We start from the raw sequence: 21,258 nt of genomic DNA on the forward strand, positions 1-21,258 counted from the left end.
AAAGCGGATATAAAGAGAATGGGCGCAGGACGTTTTGACTATGAATAGCGAAAACTAATCTCCAGATTAATTTCCCCTATTAAAAACCATACCGAAGACTCATGCTTGTATCTCACTGACTATGGTAATCTAGTTATGACTCATAGGTCAATTACAGGACCAAAAAGTCACAATAGGTATACCGGGAACAAAAGGTGAAATCTGACAGTGATGACGATGAAAACACTAAGAAGAAGGAGGTTTGACGATGGCCAAATACGTATGGGTCAACCAAGACACATGTATTGGCTGTGGTACCTGCGAAGGGATCGCACCAGATATCTTTGGCCTTGATGAAGAGGGACTCGCTTTTGTGACATTAGACAATAATCAAGGGATTGTCCCTATACCTGACGATAAGCTTGAAGACGTACAAGAAGCCATGGAGGATTGCCCCACGGAATCAGTCAAAGTAGCTGAACAGCCTTATGAGGAAAACGCTTAAGTTTATTTATTGAAGGGAGTCACTCGTTTTATGAACAAAGAAATCATTTCATTAAAAGAGGTCAAGACATTCCGTTCCCGTTCTGAAGAATTTTTTCCTATCGATTGGTATAAACAGATGCATAGGAATACACCTGTCCATTTTGATGAAGGGACGAATACCTGGCATGTTTTTAAGTACAATCATGTAAAAGAAGTGTTAACCAACTATGATGTTTTTTCAACTGAAGGCCCAAGAACAACGATTCCTGTAGGGGCCAATAACAAAGAAGGCACACTCCCTGACCATGTGAATATCATGGTGGACCCCCCTATGCACCGGAAAAGACGCTCCTTGTTATCCGCAGCCTTTACGCCTCGAAGTTTAAAAGACTGGGAACCCCGTATTCAACACATTGCAACCCAACTCATTGACACTATTCCAGAAAATTCAACCGTTGATATTGTTCAAGCATTAGCAGCCCCTTTCCCCGGTATGGTGATTGCCGAATTATTTGGTGTACCTATCCATGACCAGTCGCAATTTAAACATTGGGTAGATATTTTATTCCAACCTTTTGACAAGTCCAACCAGAAAGAAATCGAACGAGAAAAACAAAAGGCCGCTAAAGAGTATTACCAATATCTCTACCCTATTGTTGTGCAAAAACGTTTAAATCCCTCTGATGATATTATTTCAGACTTAACCTCTGCAGAAGTTGACGGTGAAACCTTTACCGATGATGAAATTGTACGTGTATCCATGCTGCTTTTAGGCGCAGGTGTGGAAACGACTAGCCACGCACTCGCCAATACCTTTTATTCCCTACTTTACGATGACCCCTTTCTCTATGAAGAATTGCGTAATGATGTAGAGCTTATCCCTCAAGCTGTTGAAGAAATGCTCCGCTACCGTTTTCAAATCTCAAAAAGGGAGCGTACCGTAAAAAAAGACAATGACTTACTCGGCACTCCGCTAAAAAAGGGGGATGTGGTTGTTGCCTGGATGAGTGCCGCCAACATGGATGAAGAGGTATTCACCGATCCCTTCACTTTAAATATTCACCGTGCCAATAATAAAAAACATTTAACCTTTGGTAAAGGCCCACATTTTTGTCTAGGCGCCCCTTTGGCACGATTAGAATTAACACTGGCACTTAAAACATTTTTACAAAGGTTTTCTCGTATCGAAGCAGGAGCTACCTTTGATTTAGAAAAAAATTTAACCGATTCAGCCCCGGGTCAATCGTTAACGAGCCTTCCGCTAAAGGTGTATCGATAAAGTGAAGAAGAATATGAAAGACCTCTAATTCTTTCAGAGCTATCTTTAGCCTTAAAGCTCCCTTATGTGCTCCTATTCCCTTAGGTAGGAGCATATTTTTTCTCCAAATTTCCCGTTTTACTCAAATAATGAACCCATTTTATACCTCAAACAATGTGAGGGATTTATGTCAGGCTATTTTTCTCTTTTTAGTCGAGTCACCGAACACTAAAAAAACCCCCACTACCGGCATAGTCCTAATCCGGGAAGAGCTTCACTTTAGGCTTCTTTCATTAGACTATACAAAAGGCTTGAAACGGGTATCGAAGAATCAACCTATTGAGCGGTCCTCTTCAATAGACCTAAATCTTTCATTGGTATATTCTTATTTAAAATGGGTTCTGTTCTCTCTGTAATGAGCTTACCGTAACTCTGATAAATGGGAGCAGAAAATAAGATTCTCGTCATACTTGCTAAATGACAAAAAGTAAACTCCACCCTCCCTTGCTATCACTCCACTTTTTCCATACATCACCAATGGCGAAAAAGGCAAATCGAATACACCCATATTGCTTAGATTGTCCCCTCCTCAGATTGCTTAACCATTCCTCTAAATTTTTTATTGACAAATAAAAGTAGCTATTATTATAATTCACTGTATAGATAATGATAATCATTATCAATTAATCACTTGGTGCAAAAGCTACATGTCTGATTAATAAAATAATCAAAGGGGAAAAGAACATGTCCAAAAAGTTCCTACCACTGCTACTGTTGCTCATTCTTGTGCTTAGTGCTTGCAGCTCCCGATCGTCTGAGGATTCAAAATCCTCTAATGTTGAAAATAAAGACAAAATGGTCACTTATCAATCAGAGAATGGCCCTGTTAAGGTCCCTGCCCATCCTAAAAGAGTGGTTATCCTTGATCTTTCTGCAGGTGAAGTCATGAAGTTAGGCGTTCCTATTGTCGGTGTTGATACATATGCCAAAAACAATCCAAATTACCAGCCTTATTTAAAGGGCGTTGAAGTCGTATCCGCTGATGACCTTGAGAAAATTGCGGCCCTCAAGCCCGACTTAATTATTGGATATTCCAGCACAAAGAATCTCGACAGACTGAAAAAAATTGCACCGACCGTCACTTATACTTATGGGAAGCTAGACTATCTACAGTTATTTGAGGAAATTGGAAAACTCGTGAACAAAGAAAAAGAAGCCAAAGATTGGGTAGCGAGTTACCACGAAAAAGCCCAAGCCCTCTCTAAAAAAATAAAGGCTAAGATCGGTGAAGACGCAACAGTTTCAGTTGTTGAGACTTCGGCAAAACAATTTTATGTCTTTGGAGATAACTGGGGAAGAGGAACTGAAATCCTTTATCAAGAAATGCATTTAAATATGCCTCAAATGGTTAAAGACAAGGCCCTTAAACCTGGATACTATCAGATTTCACAAGAGGTTCTCCCTAAATACTTCGGAGATTACGTCATTTTAAGCGTTGAATCCGGTGCTGATACGTCATTTGAAAAAACGGACACCTATAAAAATATTCCGGCTGTAAAAAATCATCATGTCTATAAAGTGAATACCTCTGCATTCAGCTTTAACGATCCCATTTCATTAGATTATCAACTTAAAGTCTTTCAAAAGGACTTTTTAGGCGAGTAAGATTGACTCGGTCATCGTTTTGGAGATCACCTCATGAGAGTCACAAAGCATAGAAGGGGAATGCCTAATTATAGGATTCCCCTCTCTTTTTTTAAGGATGTCGTGTAGGGAAGGATGAGCAGCGCAATGAGCAAATCGAGACAACAGGTGCCTTTTACTTATAAATTAATCATTGGCATTTTGGTTTTAATGGTGTGCTTTATTTTATCTATGTGCTTAGGGGCTGCCCTTATCAGTATGAAAGATATAGGGTTTGCCCTTTTTACCCAACATAGGAGCGAGTCTATCGATATCATTCGGGAAATTCGCTTTCCACGCGAAATCGGTGCTATTCTTGTTGGCGCTGCATTATCAGTTGCCGGAGCGATCATGCAGGGCTTAACAAGAAATCCACTTGCAGACCCTGGACTGCTCGGATTAACAGCTGGAGCCAATGCAGCACTCGCTTTATGTCTCGCCTTGATTCCCAAGGGTAATTATTTTGTTTTAACCATTGCTTGTTTTATTGGAGCAACTGTGGGAGTTCTGCTCGTTCTTGGCATCGGTGCTCTAAAAAGAGGCGGGTTTTCTCCTTTTCGAATTGTCCTTGCAGGAGCAGCCGTCTCCGCTTTTCTTGAAGCAATAGCCACAGGGATCGCCTTAACCTTTAAACTCTCAAAAGACGTTTCCATGTGGACGGCAGGCGGTTTGATAGGAACCGCGTGGAACCAACTGGCTATCATTGCGCCCTTTATTCTCGTGGGGATCTTAGTGGCCCTGCTTTTTTCAAGGCAGCTTACGGTCTTAAGCTTAAATGAGGAGTTGGCTATTGGTCTGGGACAACATACAAGGCAAATAAAAGCCATTCTTTATGTTGTCATTGTCCTTCTAGCAGGGGCTTCAGTGGCACTTGTGGGTAATATGGCCTTTATCGGTCTCATGATTCCCCATATGGTTCGTCCCATCACTGGTACAGATTATCGCTATATCCTTCCTATATCTGCAATTTTTGGCGCCAGCTTTATGTCATTAGCAGATACATTGGGACGTACATTGTATGCCCCGTTTGAAACACCTGTCGCAGCCATTATTGCCGTCATTGGGCTCCCCTTCTTTTTATTTGTTGTTCACAAAGGGGGTAAGGCATTTTCATGATACACTCATCGATTTTGAGGAGACAAAAAATCATTATCGCTATTTTATGTGCCTTGATCCTTTTAACCTTCATCTGGGGGACAGGAATCGGCAGTGCCGCTATTCCCTATGATCAAGTTATTTCTGCTTTGTTGGGCCACGGGGATTCTCAAGTGAATTTTATATTATTTGATGTTCGCCTGCCACGTATCCTGATCACCCTTTTTGCGGGGATGGCCTTAGCTGTTTCTGGCGCTGTCTTACAAGGCATTACCAAGAATGACTTAGCGGATCCTGGAATTATCGGCATTAACTCAGGAGCTGGCGTCGCCATTGCTATTTTCTATTTATTTTTTCCAATTGATCAAGCGACTTTTTCTTACATGATGCCTGTCGTTGCGTTTGTTGGTGCCTTTCTCACAGCTGTACTCATTTACATCTTTTCAATCAATAAAAAAAGAGGCATGGAGCCTGTCAAGCTCGTCCTTGTTGGCGTTGGCTTTTCCATGGCATTATCAGGGCTGATGATCGTCATCACATCATCTACTGATAAACAAAAGGTAGATTTCATTGCTCAGTGGTTATCAGGAAATATATGGGGGACGAGTTGGCCCTTCGTCTGGGCCATTCTCCCATGGCTCATCATTCTCATTCCATTTACCCTATACAAGGCGAACCGTTTAAATCTCCTTGGAGTAAGTGAACCCCTCGGCATTGGTATTGGCCTCTCGATTGAAAGAGAACGGTTGATCTTACTTTTCACGGCTGTAGCACTGGCTTCTGCTGCGGTTTCGATTACTGGGGGTATCGCCTTCGTTGGGCTGATTGCCCCTCATCTGGCCAAATCATTAATCGGTCCCCGTCATCAGCTTTTTATGCCTATTGCAATATTGATCGGGGGATGGCTGCTCATGATGGCTGATTTAATTGGCCATCATCTCATCCGTTCCGCTGAATTTCCCGCCGGCGTCATGATTGCACTTATTGGTGCCCCTTATTTCATCTACTTGTTATTGAAGAAAGTATGACGTTCTTAACCACATAAGAGCCCCCCTTACCGAGAAACGGATCATCCTCGGCGACGGGGAGCTTTTTTATTCATCCTCTATAGGATCACAAGCCGTATTATTTATATCTGGGTTGGCTAAAGTCTCGTTGTAATGATCAATCTTATAATCTATAATTCTTTGTGTTTCTAGTAATCACGCTATTTGCTTCTAAATGTTATGCTCTTGCTCCTGTAAAATGGCTATGCGCTGGGGAATTGAACTTGCACTCTGCTTGGCCCACGTTATAAGAAAAACCGGCCAGATAATGTTCTATCCGACCGGTTAAACGTATAAGCATCTCTTGTGCTCTGTGAGCAAGAGTGTCCTATTCTTCTATTTCTTCTATTTTCCAAAGTAATTCATTAAACCCTGTGTCACTGCGTTAGCAACATTACTTCTATATTGTGCTGTTTGAATCAAAGCAAGGTCATTGGGATTGGAGATAAAGCCCAATTCCATAAGAATCGCTTTTTCAGGGTTATTCCTCAGTACATAATAATCTCCAAACCTGACGCCATCACTCGGAAGACCGGTTTGTTGTGCTAATTCTTGCTGAATATCTTGGGCCAAGCCTTGACTAGAATCATCATAATAATAGGTTGTTATCCCACTCGTGCTTAAGATGGGAGAAGCATTATAATGAATGCTCACAAAAGCGTCCGCAGGATATGAACCACTCACACTCACTCTATTTGCGAGTGTGACATAGCTGTCGTCCGACCTTGTCATGACTACTGTTGCCCCTGCTTCCCGCAATTGTTCTGCCACTGCTTGTGCCATCTGTATGGTCAATGTCTTTTCATACAGACCATTATAAGCCGTTGCCCCCGGGTCAAATCCACCATGTCCAGCATCAAGAACAATGCTATATCCCTTTAAGGATTGTTGACCAGTAGGCTGGTTATTGGCAGACGAACTGACAAGCCAGCCTGCGATCCATCCTGTACCGCCTCCATTCAGGCGAACCTGGACCCACTGCCCCTGTTGATTGACAATTGAAAAGACATCTCCGCTATTGGCAAAGCCGCGGATGGCGTAATTCACTCCGGGACCCTTACGAATACGGACACCACTCGCATTGACCGTCACCTTTTGATCGGATTGAACATTTTGAGTTGGTGACTCTGTAGCCGTTTTATTCGTGGGATACAAAAATTGTGAAGCAACCCAACCCGTTTGACCGTTATAATCAATTTTGGCCCATCCAAACCGTTTTTCAGAGACAGTTACTACTGTATTTCTCTTGATGTAACCTATCGCATTGGATTGAATGTCTGGCTGGCTCCGTACGATTAATGTTGAAGCCCCTACACCGTATGTACTTTCCTCAGCAGAAACAGACAATGGGAAACTACTTAGAATAAGTATTAACACCATTGAAAGGACGAATAAATAAAGTCCTTTGCCCCGCTTCTGCTCTTTTAATAGTCTTATAGACAAATTCCTCATAGCTTGTACACCCACACTCCTCTTTTTCATAGATTTTAATGATATCCCACTTAGTTAACTGTAACTTCATTATTATGAAGTCTTTTCTGATCAAAAGAATTCAATGAATGGACACTATTAAAATAGCACTTAAAAAGATTATCGACCAATCCCGACAAATTTCAATAGTCTGTTTGTCCTAATTTTTTTAGTGGAAGGACACTACCTCACAAGCAAATATTTTCGACTCATTTATTGACCCTGTATTGGCTTATTAACTTCGAGAGGTCATAGCTTAGACGGTGATATTATCCTGGATACATCGAGGGCTTTGCTGCACATAATAAGAAAGAAAGTTAAACCATATTGAAGGAGGGCTTGTATGCAGAAGGATAAAAAGACTCAAGAAAATATGGGGTCCGCTAAGAAACCAGGATTCGCTGGGACAGATGCCCAAAAAGTAAAACAACAAATTCAAAAGGATGTCAGTGAAGGTCAAGGTGATATGACTTCCCGAGAAGCCGGAGCCATGCGAGATTAAACACCACCCTTGAGTGTTTGCTCTGCTTCACTATTTGTTACTAAGGAAAAGAAGCCGACTCAAAAATCCTGAAAATGGATGACTGAGATGGCTTCATTCTTAAATCTAAAAACCTGAATCTAAAAAGCGCCTACAGCACTAAGGCTTGATTTCTATAGGTAGCTATTCTATTTTTAAGTCACAGCAAAACATCCTTGTGAGTCTTTGATTCCTATTCTTTGGCAGAGAATCTAATGCTCTTACTAAGATATAGGACTTAAAAAATAGTCGGTACCATCCCGCCATCCATGCGGATTGGAGAGCCTTTAAATGCAGAGGCGTAAGGACTACACAGAAACGCGGCAAGTCGCCCTATTTCACTCGGCCGAATAAAACGCTGGATTTCAGATTGCGGGAGATTTTTAGCCATGAAGTCTTTTTCCTTTTCCGAGAAGGTTCGCTCATCACTAGAATAGATCCCTTCTATAATCTGTTGCACATTTTCAGAGAGTGTTGGTCCTGGCATAATTGTATTAACTGTGACCTCTGTTCCTCTCGTTAATTGAGATAAGCTTTTTGACAAGGAGAGTAGCATTGATTTTGTCATACAGTACTGAGGCATTTGCCCCGATGGCATCACGGCTTCCTCACTGGCAATAAAAAGAATGCGCCCCTCATTGCGTCCCAGCATTTTAGGCAGATAAAATTTAGAGAGTCCATTGGCCGCCAGAACATTGGTACGGAAATAGTTTTCCCATACCTCATCATCAACGTCCTCATATTGCATGATGTCATAAATCCCCATGTTGTTAACAAGGATATCAATATGAGGATGCTTTTCAAATAAGGCTTCTCGTTGTTTGCTGTCTACAAGGTCAGCGGTCGCTTTTTGAGGCAGCGTTGCTGGAAATTTCGCTTGAATCTCATTAACTGTTCGTTCTACTCCTTCATCCTTCCGGCCATTAATGAGGACGTTGACGCCTTCCCTTGCTAGTTCAATGGCAATGGCCTTACCTATGCCTTTCGTCGATCCCGTCACTAGTGCTGTTTTATTCTTTAACCCCATCTCCATCATCGTTCTCCCCTTTAATTCTATTCTATTTTTCTAAATGTCTTGAGTCGCTGTCCCATTGTTTAGTGCGATAATGTGCCGGTGTATCCCCTTCCCAATGGCGGAAAGCCCGATAGAATGAACTCTGATCTTCATAACCAACGAGGAATGCCACTTCTTTAATATCAAGTGAGGAATCTCTCAAATACTCGCGCGCTTGTTCATGTCGAGTATGTATCAGCAAATCCTTGAAGTTTGTACCCTCGTCAGTGAGTCGACGCTGGAGAGTACGATCACTTACCCCTAACTCTCTTGCCACCATTTGAATGCTGGGACGTCCTCCAGTGAGGCTTTGTTTCACGATCCATTTGACCTTCTCAGACAATGAATATTTGCCCCTCTGATCATCCAATGATTGGTCTAATATAGGCGTAAGAACTTCCAGTAGCTCTGAGTTATATGAGACAAAAGGACGGTCCAAATCGCTTCGATCTAATGTCAACCGATTACATCCTGCATCCCTCTGAATAGGACAGCCAAAATAGGCTTCTAATGCTTGTACATCGCCCATTGGTTGTGAAAATTCCACGGACCTCGCCTTTAAGAACTTCCCCGTCCCCCGGCGACCTAGTTCTAAGAGAAATGCCAATGTAATGCCCACTAGCATGGCCGGACCTGCTTCCTCAGTATCGAGCCATCTCAGCTCAATCGTACAGCGCTCACCTTCCTCACTTATATGTAAGCATTCGGGAGGACATCGTTGTTTGTACCGAGCCATCCGATTTAGTGCGTCCCTGTAATGACGGGCATGATAAGTCGTGAGAACCGTGGGCGGGTACTGGGAAGGCTCAAAGACGGTCACCATCTTGATGATGCCTTGAGCAATGTCACCAATGAGGTCTGAATACGCCTGCCATATCGCAAAATATTGTGCAGTGGTGACAAAGGGTTCATTGATTAGGGTGAGTGGTAACTGAGCTTGTCGAACCACCTCATGGGGAGCTATTCCCATTTGACGTAACCCTCCCCAAAATCCTTCGGGAACTCTAATATGTAGATGCGAAGTCATCCTTTTGAACCTCCTTTATCTCTCTATTAAATTCATTCATCGGGTATATTTTAGATAGGGACATTGATTACATTACCTATTCAAAGTCACACTGTAACTAGCAAACAACGACACTTTATTTGCCGATGGCGCCAAAAAAGGGGCCATGAATAAACAAAGCTGCCATTCGTTCAGGCAGCTCACTTTAGTTCACGTATCGTATCATATCACAAGACATTTTCATCAAACACTCTTTTCACTAAGGGAGGTCACTTATCGTTAATTCCCTAATCCTTCAATCCCTTGCCCTCGAGAATCTTCTGCATATATTTTTCGACCCTTGCCACTCGGGTTTTAGCTTGTTTGGCTCCCGAAAAGTAAAAAATGTAGGCTCTTTGCCGTCCTGGCGTTAAGGCTTCGAAGGCTGATTTCAAAGCTGGGATTTCATCGAATTTTATTTGAAGTTCTTCAGGAATGGTGTATTCGCCATGCTCTTTAAAGTTGACTTTAAAACCCGCTTTTTCAACTTCAACCGCTTCATAGATATAGGCTTTCAAGAAAGGTTCCTGTTCAACTATTTCCTGAACATTAGTGAAGCGAATCTGGCGCGCCGCTTGTACATTTTCTGTTTGTTGGATGAGAATCCCCTGAGGATCCTGTAACAAAGCCCCCTTGTGAAAGAGAAGGGCACAATATTCTTTAAATCCATGGATTAACACAACGTTTTTTCCTTCAAACGTATAACAAGGATGCATCCATTTGAATTCTTCCGTCAGCTCACAGTCAAGAACAATCCTTCTCAGCTTCTCATATTCTTCCTTCCACTGATTAGCCTTCCTAATAAAGGCATCCACCTTAGGATTCATGCGACTCTTCGTCATCAAGGAACACCTCTCTATGATTTTTCTATAGACCTTATAGAAAGCTTCCGATTATTGTCCGATTAATAATAGGGTATTCATTAGCTTGTGTCAAATAAAAATCTTGAGGAAAGGGGATAGCGAGGGAAACTAAAAATTAGTCTAGAGTTTTTTATTTCCTTGTTGACTTAAACCCCAGTTTAAGTTGTATGCTAAACCTGTCGACGAAGTACAGATCAAATTTGGAGGTCTCCAATGACGTATTATTCCATTAGCGAAGTCGCGACGATGTTCAACATGCCACAATCCACTTTGCGCTATTATGAAAAAAAGGGGTTGTTACCTCTTATCCAGCGAGATGAAGCGGGCCGACGATTATTTTCAGAGGATCAGATCGCCCTCTTTAAAACGGTGATGTGTTTAAAAAGCACACATATGCCCATCAATCATATTAAGCAATATATTGATTGGGTGGTCGAAGGTGATTCAACGATTGATAAGCGACTTGATATGATGCTTGCCCACAAGCAGGAGGTGCTCGCTGAATTATCCTTGATGAAGGAATCTCTCGAGGGCATTGACTTTAAAATCAACCGTTATACCAAACAGATTCAGGAGAGACTAGGATAACAAGACAAGTCGAAAAAAAATAGGAAATGAGGAATGATCATGAAACTTTCAGGGAATACCATACTGATTACAGGCGGAAGCGCCGGTATAGGACTCGCTTTTGCAGAGCGCTTTATAAAAGCGGGTAATACAGTAATTGTTTGTGGACGACGTGAAGACGTTCTTCAAAAAGCCAAAGAAAAACACCCAAGCATAATTACTTATGTTAGTGATATGGCTATTGAATCTGAGCGTGTCTCATTGTTTGATTGGGTCACCACTCACTATCCAGACGTTAATGTTTTAATTAACAATGCCGGCATCCAACAGCGGTTTAACGTGTTAAAAGCGGACGCAAAAAATGATTGGAATGATTTCAATAAAGAGATCATGATCAATATCGAAGCCCCGATCCAGCTCTCTATGCTGTTTGCTCCTTTCTTCGCAAAAAAGGAAGACGCAACCATCATTAATGTGACTTCAGGGCTCGCTTTTACTCCATTTGTGATAGCTCCAATATATTCAGCAACGAAAGCCGCCCTTCATTCTTTTACAATGAGTCTCAGACATCAGTTATCTGCCACGTCTGTAGAGGTCATTGAAGTTGCTCCTCCGGCAGTCAACACAGATTTAGGGGGAGCCGGACTGCATACCACTGGTGAACCCTTAGATGCCTTCGCGGATGGCATTTTCAAAGGGTTAGAAGAGGGAAAACAGGAAATCGGATATGGTTCTTCTGTCAATCGTTTGCGCATGTCACGAGATGACATCGACGACTATGTCGCGAACATGTATCAAGCAACAAAAGACCTGATTGAATAACCTCTTAATGAAAAATGACAGTGTTTCAACAAATAAAGGCAGAACTCGTTACTGTTTCATTAGCGAGTTTTGCTTTTTTGCTATCTATTCTCACTTTACCCCACGACGGCGACTGTCTTAGACCTTTGTTTTTTTTCCTCTAGACACTGTGACATCCCCTATGCGACTGCCCGTCGAAAAAAAAACGCCAGCCTATGGCCGACGCTTTAACACATGACTTTTTTTCTTTCAACACGACATTTTATAGCCATCTTTTTACTGATTATTTCTATTAAAGGTCATCTTTTAGGCCTTTTGCTTTCTTCTTTGGAACAATAAGAACGCAGAAGCTGAGAGAACCAATAACGCTCCAATCGTTATGAAATTCATAGAATGGGTTGCTGTATTTGGAAGCTCGTGCCCTGTCCCAGACTGCGAATTATCACCACTTACGGTATTTGCCTGTGTTCCACTTCCAGAGTGATTATTCGTACTTGTTCCGGTGGTGCTGCTGGATGCCTTTTGAGCCTTCTCAAACACTGTATACGTACTAAAGTGATACGTCTGTGCCGTTACAACGCCATTTTTATAGGTACCTCCAATGTATTCCCATTCTTTAGTAGATGGATTATAGTACCACACTTTTACATTATCAGGGTCTTTAACCTTGGATGGATCCACGGAAAAAGTAAGCGTCACGGGTTGTGTAAATTTAGAAATCGTCCCTGTTGCTGTTTTGATCGTAAAATCATACACCGAGGAAAGGGCACCTTTTACCGGTTTTTGCTTGTCCACTTCAACGGTGACATCCTGACCGTTCCCTAAAAGCTGCGTCGGAATGCTTACCGTTGAGTCACCTTTATTGATTTGAACAGCGGCCTTTTTATCCTGTAACATTTTAATTTGGTCAGCCGTTAATTGGACATTGACTTGATCTTCTTTATAATTTCTCAAGTCGATGGCGAGAGTACCCTTCTCTTTAACAGCCTCGCCATTTAAGTTGCCGATGGTTGCTGTCTTGTCATCGATGACGGGTGTCACCGTCACTTGTTGCTCTGGTTGAACGTCCTCTGCTTTCACTTGTAAGGTCTTTGTGATTTGATGATCACTTTGAGTTAAATTAAAGGACATACTCAGTTCAATGTCATACGTTTGACCTTCTTTTAAACCGGTAAATGTATATTCAGACTGAGCCTTCTTGAATACATCAAACGACTTCACTTGTTTTCCATTTAAAGTAAGTGCACCAAGATGGGGCATGCCATCGGATTGGTCGATGTTCCAAGCTACGGTGATAGAATCCTTTGTCACCTTTTTCGTCGTGAGTTTTACCATATCATCATGATAAACATTGACACCTTTACCAACTAAAGTCTGGAGCGTTTTGGATGCAGCTGATCCTGAATTGAAATTCAATGGGTTATTAGCAAGATTCGCCATTGTTAGATTGGACATTTGCGTCAATACGCTAATATCAGTGATTTTATTTCCTGCTAGATTTAAAGTTTGTAAGTTTTTCAAGCCTTTCAATGGGCTAAGATTGCTTATCTTTCCATCTGGCGCTTCCAAAAGCGATAAGTTTGTAGCATACTCTAAACCGGAAAGATCTGAAATGTTCTCTGCAAAAAGGAAGGTGAGGTTTGCTAAATCTGATTTTGTGATAGTATCTCCCTTTTTAATCCCCAACTGATCGCGAATGATAGTTGCAAGACTTTGATCTTTAAAGGCTACTGCCTCTTCAGTAGATTTAATCTTGCTTTGATCCTTTGTTTGCGTTGTATCTTCTGTTGCCGCTGTTTCATCGGAAGTTTGAGCCGCCCCCTCCGTTTTGCTGGCTGTATCCTCTGACGTTTGAGTTGTCTTTTCCGTAGTATCTGTGTTGGCGCTAGCCGGTTGAACGATGAATCCGAATACAAACATGATGGCTAAAATCGGGATAAAGATTAATCCTCTAGTCTTTTTCATTCATGTCGCTCCCTTCTGTTTTTTAAGCTATAGGTTTCACAAATTCCTAACGAGAGTAAGTATCGCCCGGCTGTGCCCAGGGGTTTCCTTAGAAGTGTAACTTCTGTTGGTTAGAGGCGAGGCGATACCCGTAACTCTCCTGACTGTGTTGGCCCTCTAAAAAGTATACCTTTTCATTCGACAAAGGTTATGTAACTAAAGTCATGGTTGTCCTATTTTTCGACAAAAAGGCTACTCATTAGTTTCATCACATGTCAATTTCCTCATAACAAGGAAATAAAATGATCTAAAACAGAGTAGCCTTTACTTTTTTTCCTATTAATATAATTTTTCACATGCTCTTATCCACAACTCATTTCATCATTGGGAAAAATCCTACTCTCTAAATCTCCAATCCAAGCTATCTTAATTTCCTGACACCATCTTACGTTTGTCGAATGATAATGATCTTATCGGTTATTTTCGACAATCATCCTCAACTTTAAATTTCACTCCGAAAACTGCTTCAATTTTGGTCCCCTTTTATAAACAATTTTAAGGCATATGCAACTTTTTCTGGATTTTCCTCTGCCGAAAAATGTCCACAGTTTTCAATCAATTTCGCTTTGATATGACGCAAACCAAATTCCTTAAATCCATCCATGTAGGTCGCAATATCTACTTGCTCATTTTCACCGCGCAGATAAAGAATCGGTATCGAAATGCTCTTCTCTTTTGTCGCGGCATTGTCTTTTTGATCTTGATCAAAGGATCTATAAAAATCGAACCCTGCTTTCAAAGCACCAGGACGAGTGTAAGCTTCTGTAAAAGATTTTTTTAGGGTCTCGCCCAATTTCTTGCCCTTTCCAGCAAGAACATCATAAAAATAAGAAAAATACAGCAACTCATTCCCCGCCACCAGTTTTTCAGGTAATTGTGGTATGGCATGAAAAGCAAAATGCCAAATATAAGGATTTCTTTTAACCGTATCCCATGGCGGAATTCCCGGGATGACAACATTCATAATGACTGCCCGTGCAATTCTATTTGGAAATTCCTTTAAAAAGGCGTACGTAACCTGACCACCAACATCACACCCGACTAACGTCACATCCGTTAAGGCCATAGTGTCCATTACTCCGCGAACATACATGGCAATATGGCGCTTGCTGTATGACTGTAACGGTATCTTAGAACCTCCGATTCCAGGTAAATCAATGGCTACTACATGAAAATCTTTTACAAGCCACTTCATTACAGATTCGAATTCTAACCAACATGTGGGCCAGCCATGAATAAAAAAGACTGTCGGGTTGGATTCTAAACCCGCCTCAACAACATGCATGGGGATCCCTTTGACCTTCACTTCCTTGTGCCTAAAGAGAGGTCCTGTCCCTTCCTGTATATCCACCATTCTTGATCACTCCCTGAAAATTTTCTTGATCTTATACGATTAATGATAAGGATCTTCCCTGACAATACGAGTCAGTTATTTTCAAAAATTATTTATTTACAATACATCAGAGAGTAGAATGATTCATAAGAATGAACGGAAATGGAGGATTATTTCAATGGAAAGCCTACAAGAACTAGTAAACTCACTGATTCAAAACCCCAATGTGATTGGGATTATTCGATATGGGAGTAGAAAACTTGATGACTTATCTCCTGGTGGTGATTTTGATATCGTTGTGATTTCAAATATGCGTCCTAAAGGCCTTGAAAGTATTCATTTTGACGTAGGTGATATTCCTATTGATCTCAGCTTACGGAGACTTGAAGATCTCCGGCGAGACCAACCGCTCAGTCCCACGATTGATCCTCTACTACCTAAGGGTGAAATTCTATTTGATCGGCAGGGAATTCTGAATAAAGAAATGGAGGGGATTCAAACAAGGTGGAAAATGGAGACGTCTGCTCCGACTGAGGAAGAAATGGCCCTACGTAAGTTTGGTCATCGACACGTACTCGACAAGGTGCGTCACCGCTTTGAAAGTAACCCTCTATTATGTCACTTTCTATTGTCCGAAGATATGTACTGGAAGGTGATCTCTTATTTCTCTGTCCGCTCTATACCTTATGAAGGAGAATCCGCTGCTCTTATCTGGTTAAAGGCGAATGACCCAAAAATATATTCATTAATTGAGCACTTCTATGCACTCACCGACCTCAGTAAGAAGTTCCAACTCAGTGAGCAATTGACAGACCTTGTATTGGCACCGATTGAGGGGCCGTGGAAAAAAGGCGAGATACTTGCCTTACCTTCTGATGAAGAAGTCACCGACTTACAAGCGATGGGGAAATCTGTATACGTCCATCTGTTTGGAAGGGCGCCCGAGTAAATGCCTTTACTACGCAAGGCACTATAAACAGGAGCTCTTTGTCAAGCGAAAAGACATGCCCGTTCCTTATTAAAATAAAGATTTAAGGGACTTCGGTTAAAACCATCACGTCCGTGTGACAACACTGAAGCTAGCATATCAACCACCCCAAAAAGTAAAGAGCACTTTTCGGGGACCCCGACTACCACCCCAAAAAGTAAAGAGCACTTTTCGGGGACCCCGACTACCACCCCAAAAAGTAAAGAACACTTTTCGGGGACCCCGATTGTGCGTCGAACGCCGAACTTACCCATATCGTGTGAACATGCGGATAGCGAGCGTTCTGGAGCGGAAATCACAGCCTATTTGATGACCACAATTTCTTTCTTACTTCCCTAGAAAAAGGCATTGATCATCATCAACGCCTTCTTTTCCATATTATATTACCAAGCACTCATGCCGCCTTTAACATTTGTCACTTTGTCAAAACCTTTTTGCTTTAAAACTTTACTTGCTTTTGCACTTCTCATACCGCTCTGACAAATGACAACCACTTCCTTATCTTTAGAAAGCTGGTTTACTTTATGTGGAAGTTGGTTTAAAGGAATATTTTTAAATTCGCGGATATGATTCCCCTTATATTCTCCGGGTGTTCTGACATCGATGAATTGTTTATTTTTATCTTTTAACTCTTCTTTTAATGCTTCTGTAGTAATGCTTCTTATACCTTTACTGGTCCCCATGTTTTTAAATAGGAACCACACTATAATGAGAGCAATAACGCTATAGAACAACCAATGCGGCATTGTGACACTCCCTTGAGAAAGAATTTGACTCCAAATCTTAATGGCTGTAATGATGACTAAACTAACAAACATCGCTTTTAAAATACTTGGTTTCATTTTTTGCCCTAATTTTTGTCCCTATGTGGCCTCACTCTCTTCTCTCCAAGTGAGAAAAACTTAGCTTCCGCCAAGCCCTAATCAGAGAAGACAAATTTTTCTACCGATCTCTTAATTGCTTCGACGGCTTATCCTTTCTTATTCTTTAAGAAAGGGCAAGCCGTACCCTTTAATTTTTCTTAATCCAAAACTTCTGAACCGCTCCATCTTCTGTTTGCTCGATCAGTTCATGGCCACTTGCCTTTGCCCACGCTGGCATATCATTCATCGCCCCTTTATCGGTGACATGTACCTCAAGCACTTCACCTGAATGTAGTTCATCCATGGCCTTTTTTGTTCTGACAACAGGCATTGGGCAGGCAAGACCTTTTGCGTCTAATACTTTTGCAGCTTCCATCATTCCATCCTCCTTAACTTATAATGTACAGCACAGCGATTTGGACCCATTTCCATCTCTCGTTGTTGTTCAATATTTGGCTTATGTTTGCCCATATTGACTTGACGGATGTCCATATAAGCGTTGGGTTGTGGCGGAAGATTTTCCGTCACCATTTTACGGAACGTTTCTTCATCATGAACTTGTAAACCCTCATTTTTCTTAAACAATTCACCTAATGTGGCCTTAACCGCTCCCGTTCCATCCATTTCACTCATATGGGAAAAGTGAGCAGGACAAACGATAAGTTCTTTAGAAAGCTGTTGATAGGTGTTGTAAAGTGTTTCTCGTAAATCAGCAACCCAGGCCTCCGCTTTACCAGCCAAATCTGGTCTTCCAATCGATTCAACAAATAAAATATCGCCCGTTAAGAGATACTTATCATCAATGACAAAGGATGTGCTTCCAATGGTGTGACCTGGTGAATAAATGGGCTGAACATTGATTTTAGATTGACCGACCACAACATTATGACCTTCAACTAAGGGTTCATAACTATAAGTGACTTCTTCCGCATCCTTTGGTGGTAAGTAATAGGTAGCACTAGCACCTATAGCTTCTGCGAGTGCCCGACCACCTGAAATATGATCGGCGTGAAGATGAGTATCAAAAATGTACTTGATGGTTAGGCTGCGTTTCTTAGCAAAGTCTTGATAAACATCAATCATTCGGGTAGCATCAATGACCGCTGCTTGTCCATCAGAGACAAGCATGTAGGAAAGACAACCTTTACCCAAACGTACAAATTGATAGAGCGCACCACCATGGTCAAAGCTTGCGATTTTTACTGGCTCTAGGTGTTCACTCCAGGCTTTCATACCGCCTTCAAGTGAATAAATCTGTTCAAATCCTGCGTCAACTAATTGTTCACCGATAAATTCAGAAGATCCACCTTTAGCACATACCGTAAGAATGGGTTCATCCTTTGGAAGACTTTTCGCAAGATGGTCAACACCTTCCAGCAAGTTAAAGTAAGGCTCGTTTATTATTTCTATACCTTTACCTTCAATTCTCCAATGATCAAATTCATCTGTATTCCGTACGTCGAGGATAAATAAACGATCACCGTTAATCACTTTATGTGCCAATTCTTGTGATGTCATCCGTTTTAAAGACATGTGTTTCTCCCCTCTTTTAATTAGAATGTTAATGATATATTGGCATCTTTGGCATATTCAACAAAGGTTGCTGTCCCACCGACCTCAATGCCGTCAATAAAATCTTCTTTTTTCAGATTCATGACATCCATCGTCATTTGGCAGGCAATCAGTTTCACATCAAGGTCTTTTGCAATAGTAACAAGTTCCTCTATAGAAGGGACATTGGCCTGTTGAAAACCTTCTTGGAAATGCTCTCGACCTTCAGGAATGGGTAAGTTCTTGTTGGCCTCATTATGAATTAAATTCAAGCCTTCAAATGTAAAGAAGATACCGACCTCTGCATCAGAAGCTGCCGCCGCTGTTGCAATGTTAAATACTTTATACGCATCAAATAATCCACCGTTTGCTGCAATAATCGCTACTTTTGTCATTGATCATTCCTCCAGTTATTTTGATTTATTCTTTCTCGATGGCGCCTTGCCACTCAGACATCCCCGGAACAACATTAATAACTTGACTTAATCCTTTTTCAGTCAGTTGTCGGCTAGCCATATCACTACGGTGACCCGTGCGACAAATCACATAAATATCATCCTCTTGATTGAGCTCTTCAAAGCGCTCTTCTAATTCGCCTAGCGAAATATGTTGAGCACCTGGAATGTGACCAAATGCAAATTCTGCTGGTTCACGAACATCAAGAAGGGTTATTTTTTCGTCGCCTTCGATTTTCTTTCTTAATGAATCGAGGTCGATTGTATAGGGATGCTTGGCGACCTCTTTTTCTTCATCTAAGGATCCCTTTCTTAGATAATGCTTAAGCACGTGATCCTCTTCTACTGTCCCTAGATAGTGCTGACCGGTGCTTTTTGCCCAGGCCTGAATATCCGCTGTTGAACCTTTATCCGTTGCCTGAACTTCTATCACTTGGCCCGGTTCTAGTTCATTAATGGCCTTTCTTGTTTTTACGATAGGCATGGGACACGCTAGACCTTTTGCATCGAGGACCTGATTAACTTTTATAGCCATGTGATCTACACCTCTTATGAAAATGATTTACCGTATTTAGCTTCCCAAGCGATCATACCGCCAACCAAATTCTGTATTTTATAGCCTTTACCCATAAGAATTTGACAAGCTTTGGTACTGCGTCCACCTGAACGGCAAACCATGATGTGCTCTATCGTCTTATCAATTTCATCAAGATGATTTTCAATATCACCTAATGGGATGTGTTTTGCTCCGGCAATCATCCCTTTCGCCACTTCTTCATCTTCACGAACATCAATCACGCTAAGCTGTTTACCAGATCGTAATCCCTCATGGAGCTCTTCAGGTGCAATTTGCTTTATCATGTGTCTTCTCCTTTTACTTTCTATTTTTAGTAGTCAATAATAAACTCAATATACACATACCCGTATAGGTATATAAAAGAAAAAATAAAAAAAATGCTATGATTAGCACCCTTTACGCCCTCTTATACCCTATGGGGTATATAGTAACGTGATATTCCCCTATTGTCAAGGGTCAAAAATTTTTTAACGACTTTTCACTAAAAGGTTAACAGCCTCTTGAATAAGAGTATCCGTCTCCTCACCTTTTTCCAGCTGCTCACGAACGCATTTCTCTAAATTATCGCTGACGATGACAGCAATGGTACGATCAATAGCACTGCGTACGGCTGCCATTTGGGAAACGACATCCTTACAATCTTGCTCTTCCTCCATCATTCGGAGAACGCCTCGAACTTGTCCCTCTATACGCTTTATTCGGTTTTTAAATTTTACATCGTATTCCACAAAAATCACCACCTTGCGTTAGCCTACAACCACAACTATATACCCCTATAGGTATGTTGTCAAGGATGGTTAAGGTATAGCCATACAAAGAGGGCAACCTATAGTGGTGAAATAGCTGTCAACATTGAAAGGTGAGTGCTGGCTGTTCGACCGGCTTCACGGCGAGCGCTTCACGCTGCTGAGTTTTGGGGCCATACCCAAGGTTGAACATCCCCACTCGATCTAAAGACTCTCCATGTCGTCGGACAAGCGACCGGTCCTGACGACATTGCTGATACCGAAGGCCATCTCGCTAGCATCTATGGGGTGAGTGCACCTTTGTGCTGATTAGCACCGACGGTTATATCGTGCTTATCTCCGATGCTGGCGACATCTAGGTAATATCGCTTGGTTGCATCGGGAGCGCGATCGCCAGCGCAGAGCAGAGAAGTCTCATCACGATCAACGCATGCCAAGGCCGAGCCACCACGATATCCCAAATCGAGCTGGATTGTGCTCGCATCACGCTTGGGGGACATGCCCCTCCATTTGAGCGCCTGCTTGAGACGAGCATTGGGGAGATCTAGCACGTGGACTGCGACCGGCCTCCGTCCAGCCTCCTTGGCAGCGTTGGTGAGGCGCTTTTGGCAACCGTGGCGAGCTTCCAGCCAAGGGCGTACACATCTTGGATACTATTGTTCATTCAATCCTACATCTGACATCATGGGACAAGATATACAACTCTTTTTAAGACCTCCTATATTACTGATATTTAATCGGTTTCGGCCCTCCTCACATTCTCCCCTCTATTGTAATAACAATTTAGTAATAGGTAATGACTTTTTTGGGTTCTAAGTCAAATGTTGGGGTAGGAGTAAAGCTCCTACTCTTTATCCCCACTTAAAAATCTAAC

The 21,258-nt window shown here is 41.8% G+C and carries 22 protein-coding genes; 9 read left to right on the forward strand and 13 right to left on the reverse strand.

Annotated features, from left to right (window positions below; all coding sequences use genetic code 11):
- Positions 1-247: 247 nt before the first annotated feature.
- The 5 genes from IEV91_RS05245 (at position 248) to IEV91_RS05265 (ending at position 5,529) form a co-directional block, all read left to right on the forward strand.
- The gene (locus tag IEV91_RS05245) at positions 248-484 is read left to right on the forward strand and encodes a ferredoxin (protein ID WP_188496358.1); all 237 of its coding nucleotides are present in this window, start codon (positions 248-250) and stop codon (positions 482-484) included.
- Between the two features lie 30 nt (positions 485-514).
- A complete protein-coding gene (locus IEV91_RS05250; RefSeq protein ID WP_188496359.1) occupies positions 515-1,744 on the forward strand; it encodes a cytochrome P450 in 1,230 nt (409 codons plus the stop codon).
- 723 nt (positions 1,745-2,467) lie between these two features.
- The gene (locus IEV91_RS05255) at positions 2,468-3,388 is read left to right on the forward strand and encodes an iron-hydroxamate ABC transporter substrate-binding protein (RefSeq protein WP_188496360.1); all 921 of its coding nucleotides are present in this window, start codon (positions 2,468-2,470) and stop codon (positions 3,386-3,388) included.
- A gap of 126 nt (positions 3,389-3,514) precedes the next feature.
- On the forward strand, positions 3,515-4,522 hold the full coding sequence (locus IEV91_RS05260) for a FecCD family ABC transporter permease (RefSeq protein WP_188496361.1): 1,008 nt from the start codon (positions 3,515-3,517) through the stop codon (positions 4,520-4,522).
- Entirely contained in the window at positions 4,519-5,529 is a 1,011-nt protein-coding gene (locus IEV91_RS05265; protein WP_188496362.1) for a FecCD family ABC transporter permease, read from the forward strand. The genes IEV91_RS05260 and IEV91_RS05265 overlap by 4 nt, the downstream gene beginning before the upstream one ends.
- Positions 5,530-5,892: 363 nt before the next feature.
- On the opposite strand, the gene IEV91_RS05270 is transcribed toward IEV91_RS05265, so the two are convergent.
- Positions 5,893-6,999 (reverse strand): N-acetylmuramoyl-L-alanine amidase family protein, encoded by a 1,107-nt coding sequence (locus IEV91_RS05270; RefSeq protein ID WP_188496363.1) that lies wholly within the window; start codon positions 6,997-6,999, stop codon positions 5,893-5,895.
- A 361-nt stretch (positions 7,000-7,360) separates the two neighbouring features.
- Between IEV91_RS05270 and IEV91_RS05275 the strand changes: the two genes are divergently transcribed.
- Complete coding sequence (locus tag IEV91_RS05275; protein WP_188496364.1) at positions 7,361-7,519, forward strand: hypothetical protein; 159 nt, start codon at positions 7,361-7,363, stop codon at positions 7,517-7,519.
- A gap of 256 nt (positions 7,520-7,775) precedes the next feature.
- On the opposite strand, the gene IEV91_RS05280 is transcribed toward IEV91_RS05275, so the two are convergent.
- The 3 genes from IEV91_RS05280 to IEV91_RS05290 all read right to left on the reverse strand — a co-directional run bounded on the left by IEV91_RS05280 (position 7,776) and on the right by IEV91_RS05290 (position 10,478).
- Positions 7,776-8,570, reverse strand: a complete 795-nt coding sequence (locus tag IEV91_RS05280; RefSeq protein ID WP_188496389.1) for an SDR family NAD(P)-dependent oxidoreductase — start codon at positions 8,568-8,570, stop codon at positions 7,776-7,778.
- A gap of 25 nt (positions 8,571-8,595) precedes the next feature.
- Positions 8,596-9,618 (reverse strand): AraC family transcriptional regulator, encoded by a 1,023-nt coding sequence (locus IEV91_RS05285; RefSeq protein ID WP_188496365.1) that lies wholly within the window; start codon positions 9,616-9,618, stop codon positions 8,596-8,598.
- 266 nt (positions 9,619-9,884) lie between these two features.
- Positions 9,885-10,478: a YdeI/OmpD-associated family protein gene (locus IEV91_RS05290; RefSeq protein ID WP_188496366.1), complete on the reverse strand. Its 594-nt coding sequence runs from the start codon at positions 10,476-10,478 to the stop codon at positions 9,885-9,887.
- A 234-nt stretch (positions 10,479-10,712) separates the two neighbouring features.
- Between IEV91_RS05290 and IEV91_RS05295 the strand changes: the two genes are divergently transcribed.
- The gene (locus tag IEV91_RS05295; protein WP_188496367.1) at positions 10,713-11,087 is read left to right on the forward strand and encodes a MerR family transcriptional regulator; all 375 of its coding nucleotides are present in this window, start codon (positions 10,713-10,715) and stop codon (positions 11,085-11,087) included.
- Between the two features lie 39 nt (positions 11,088-11,126).
- Positions 11,127-11,888: an SDR family oxidoreductase gene (locus IEV91_RS05300; RefSeq protein ID WP_188496368.1), complete on the forward strand. Its 762-nt coding sequence runs from the start codon at positions 11,127-11,129 to the stop codon at positions 11,886-11,888.
- 285 nt (positions 11,889-12,173) lie between these two features.
- Here IEV91_RS05300 and IEV91_RS05305 read toward each other — a convergent pair whose 3' ends face one another.
- Positions 12,174-13,832 carry an LPxTATN C-terminal sorting signal domain gene (locus IEV91_RS05305; protein WP_188496369.1) on the reverse strand — a complete coding sequence of 553 codons (1,659 nt, stop codon included), beginning with the start codon at positions 13,830-13,832 and terminating at the stop codon, positions 12,174-12,176.
- Positions 13,833-14,337: 505 nt separating this feature from the next.
- Positions 14,338-15,225 carry an alpha/beta fold hydrolase gene (locus IEV91_RS05310; protein WP_188496370.1) on the reverse strand — a complete coding sequence of 296 codons (888 nt, stop codon included), beginning with the start codon at positions 15,223-15,225 and terminating at the stop codon, positions 14,338-14,340.
- Positions 15,226-15,382: 157 nt separating this feature from the next.
- Between IEV91_RS05310 and IEV91_RS05315 the strand changes: the two genes are divergently transcribed.
- Complete coding sequence (locus IEV91_RS05315) at positions 15,383-16,153, forward strand: hypothetical protein (RefSeq protein ID WP_188496371.1); 771 nt, start codon at positions 15,383-15,385, stop codon at positions 16,151-16,153.
- A 422-nt stretch (positions 16,154-16,575) separates the two neighbouring features.
- On the opposite strand, the gene IEV91_RS05320 is transcribed toward IEV91_RS05315, so the two are convergent.
- The 7 genes from IEV91_RS05320 to IEV91_RS05350 all read right to left on the reverse strand — a co-directional run bounded on the left by IEV91_RS05320 (position 16,576) and on the right by IEV91_RS05350 (position 20,366).
- Positions 16,576-16,938 carry a rhodanese-like domain-containing protein gene (locus IEV91_RS05320; protein ID WP_188496390.1) on the reverse strand — a complete coding sequence of 121 codons (363 nt, stop codon included), beginning with the start codon at positions 16,936-16,938 and terminating at the stop codon, positions 16,576-16,578.
- Between the two features lie 265 nt (positions 16,939-17,203).
- Entirely contained in the window at positions 17,204-17,431 is a 228-nt protein-coding gene (locus tag IEV91_RS05325) for a sulfurtransferase TusA family protein (protein ID WP_188496391.1), read from the reverse strand.
- Positions 17,431-18,588: an MBL fold metallo-hydrolase gene (locus tag IEV91_RS05330; RefSeq protein WP_188496372.1), complete on the reverse strand. Its 1,158-nt coding sequence runs from the start codon at positions 18,586-18,588 to the stop codon at positions 17,431-17,433. Before IEV91_RS05330 ends, IEV91_RS05325 begins: the two co-directional genes overlap by 1 nt.
- A 20-nt stretch (positions 18,589-18,608) precedes the next feature.
- The gene (locus IEV91_RS05335) at positions 18,609-19,001 is read right to left on the reverse strand and encodes a DsrE/DsrF/DrsH-like family protein (RefSeq protein ID WP_188496373.1); all 393 of its coding nucleotides are present in this window, start codon (positions 18,999-19,001) and stop codon (positions 18,609-18,611) included.
- A 25-nt stretch (positions 19,002-19,026) separates the two neighbouring features.
- Positions 19,027-19,596 (reverse strand): sulfurtransferase TusA family protein, encoded by a 570-nt coding sequence (locus IEV91_RS05340; RefSeq protein WP_188496374.1) that lies wholly within the window; start codon positions 19,594-19,596, stop codon positions 19,027-19,029.
- Between the two features lie 14 nt (positions 19,597-19,610).
- Positions 19,611-19,922, reverse strand: a complete 312-nt coding sequence (locus IEV91_RS05345; RefSeq protein ID WP_188496375.1) for a rhodanese-like domain-containing protein — start codon at positions 19,920-19,922, stop codon at positions 19,611-19,613.
- A 183-nt stretch (positions 19,923-20,105) separates the two neighbouring features.
- Entirely contained in the window at positions 20,106-20,366 is a 261-nt protein-coding gene (locus IEV91_RS05350) for a metal-sensitive transcriptional regulator (RefSeq protein WP_188496376.1), read from the reverse strand.
- Positions 20,367-21,258: the final 892 nt, after the last annotated feature.

The sequence above is a fragment of the Pullulanibacillus pueri genome (genome assembly GCF_014639255.1).
GTDB classification, from domain to species: domain Bacteria; phylum Bacillota; class Bacilli; order Bacillales; family Sporolactobacillaceae; genus Pullulanibacillus; species Pullulanibacillus pueri.

What these genes read in the sequence shown, in the direction of transcription:
- IEV91_RS05310 (WP_188496370.1), bottom strand. Translation starts at nt 15,225, where the DNA reads ATGGTGGATATACAGGAAGGGACAGGACCTCTCTTTAGGCACAAGGAA.
- IEV91_RS05335 (WP_188496373.1), bottom strand. Translation starts at nt 19,001, where the DNA reads ATGACAAAAGTAGCGATTATTGCAGCAAACGGTGGATTATTTGATGCG.
- IEV91_RS05315 (WP_188496371.1), top strand. Translation starts at nt 15,383, where the DNA reads ATGGAAAGCCTACAAGAACTAGTAAACTCACTGATTCAAAACCCCAAT.
- IEV91_RS05290 (WP_188496366.1), bottom strand. Translation starts at nt 10,478, where the DNA reads ATGACGAAGAGTCGCATGAATCCTAAGGTGGATGCCTTTATTAGGAAG.
- IEV91_RS05305 (WP_188496369.1), bottom strand. Translation starts at nt 13,832, where the DNA reads ATGAAAAAGACTAGAGGATTAATCTTTATCCCGATTTTAGCCATCATG.
- IEV91_RS05245 (WP_188496358.1), top strand. Translation starts at nt 248, where the DNA reads ATGGCCAAATACGTATGGGTCAACCAAGACACATGTATTGGCTGTGGT.
- IEV91_RS05340 (WP_188496374.1), bottom strand. Translation starts at nt 19,596, where the DNA reads ATGGCTATAAAAGTTAATCAGGTCCTCGATGCAAAAGGTCTAGCGTGT.
- IEV91_RS05270 (WP_188496363.1), bottom strand. Translation starts at nt 6,999, where the DNA reads ATGAGGAATTTGTCTATAAGACTATTAAAAGAGCAGAAGCGGGGCAAA.
- IEV91_RS05250 (WP_188496359.1), top strand. Translation starts at nt 515, where the DNA reads ATGAACAAAGAAATCATTTCATTAAAAGAGGTCAAGACATTCCGTTCC.
- IEV91_RS05255 (WP_188496360.1), top strand. Translation starts at nt 2,468, where the DNA reads ATGTCCAAAAAGTTCCTACCACTGCTACTGTTGCTCATTCTTGTGCTT.
- IEV91_RS05325 (WP_188496391.1), bottom strand. Translation starts at nt 17,431, where the DNA reads ATGGAAGCTGCAAAAGTATTAGACGCAAAAGGTCTTGCCTGCCCAATG.
- IEV91_RS05345 (WP_188496375.1), bottom strand. Translation starts at nt 19,922, where the DNA reads ATGATAAAGCAAATTGCACCTGAAGAGCTCCATGAGGGATTACGATCT.
- IEV91_RS05280 (WP_188496389.1), bottom strand. Translation starts at nt 8,570, where the DNA reads ATGGAGATGGGGTTAAAGAATAAAACAGCACTAGTGACGGGATCGACG.
- IEV91_RS05300 (WP_188496368.1), top strand. Translation starts at nt 11,127, where the DNA reads ATGAAACTTTCAGGGAATACCATACTGATTACAGGCGGAAGCGCCGGT.
- IEV91_RS05320 (WP_188496390.1), bottom strand. Translation starts at nt 16,938, where the DNA reads ATGCCGCATTGGTTGTTCTATAGCGTTATTGCTCTCATTATAGTGTGG.
- IEV91_RS05285 (WP_188496365.1), bottom strand. Translation starts at nt 9,618, where the DNA reads ATGACTTCGCATCTACATATTAGAGTTCCCGAAGGATTTTGGGGAGGG.
- IEV91_RS05275 (WP_188496364.1), top strand. Translation starts at nt 7,361, where the DNA reads ATGCAGAAGGATAAAAAGACTCAAGAAAATATGGGGTCCGCTAAGAAA.
- IEV91_RS05295 (WP_188496367.1), top strand. Translation starts at nt 10,713, where the DNA reads ATGACGTATTATTCCATTAGCGAAGTCGCGACGATGTTCAACATGCCA.
- IEV91_RS05330 (WP_188496372.1), bottom strand. Translation starts at nt 18,588, where the DNA reads ATGTCTTTAAAACGGATGACATCACAAGAATTGGCACATAAAGTGATT.
- IEV91_RS05260 (WP_188496361.1), top strand. Translation starts at nt 3,515, where the DNA reads ATGAGCAAATCGAGACAACAGGTGCCTTTTACTTATAAATTAATCATT.
- IEV91_RS05265 (WP_188496362.1), top strand. Translation starts at nt 4,519, where the DNA reads ATGATACACTCATCGATTTTGAGGAGACAAAAAATCATTATCGCTATT.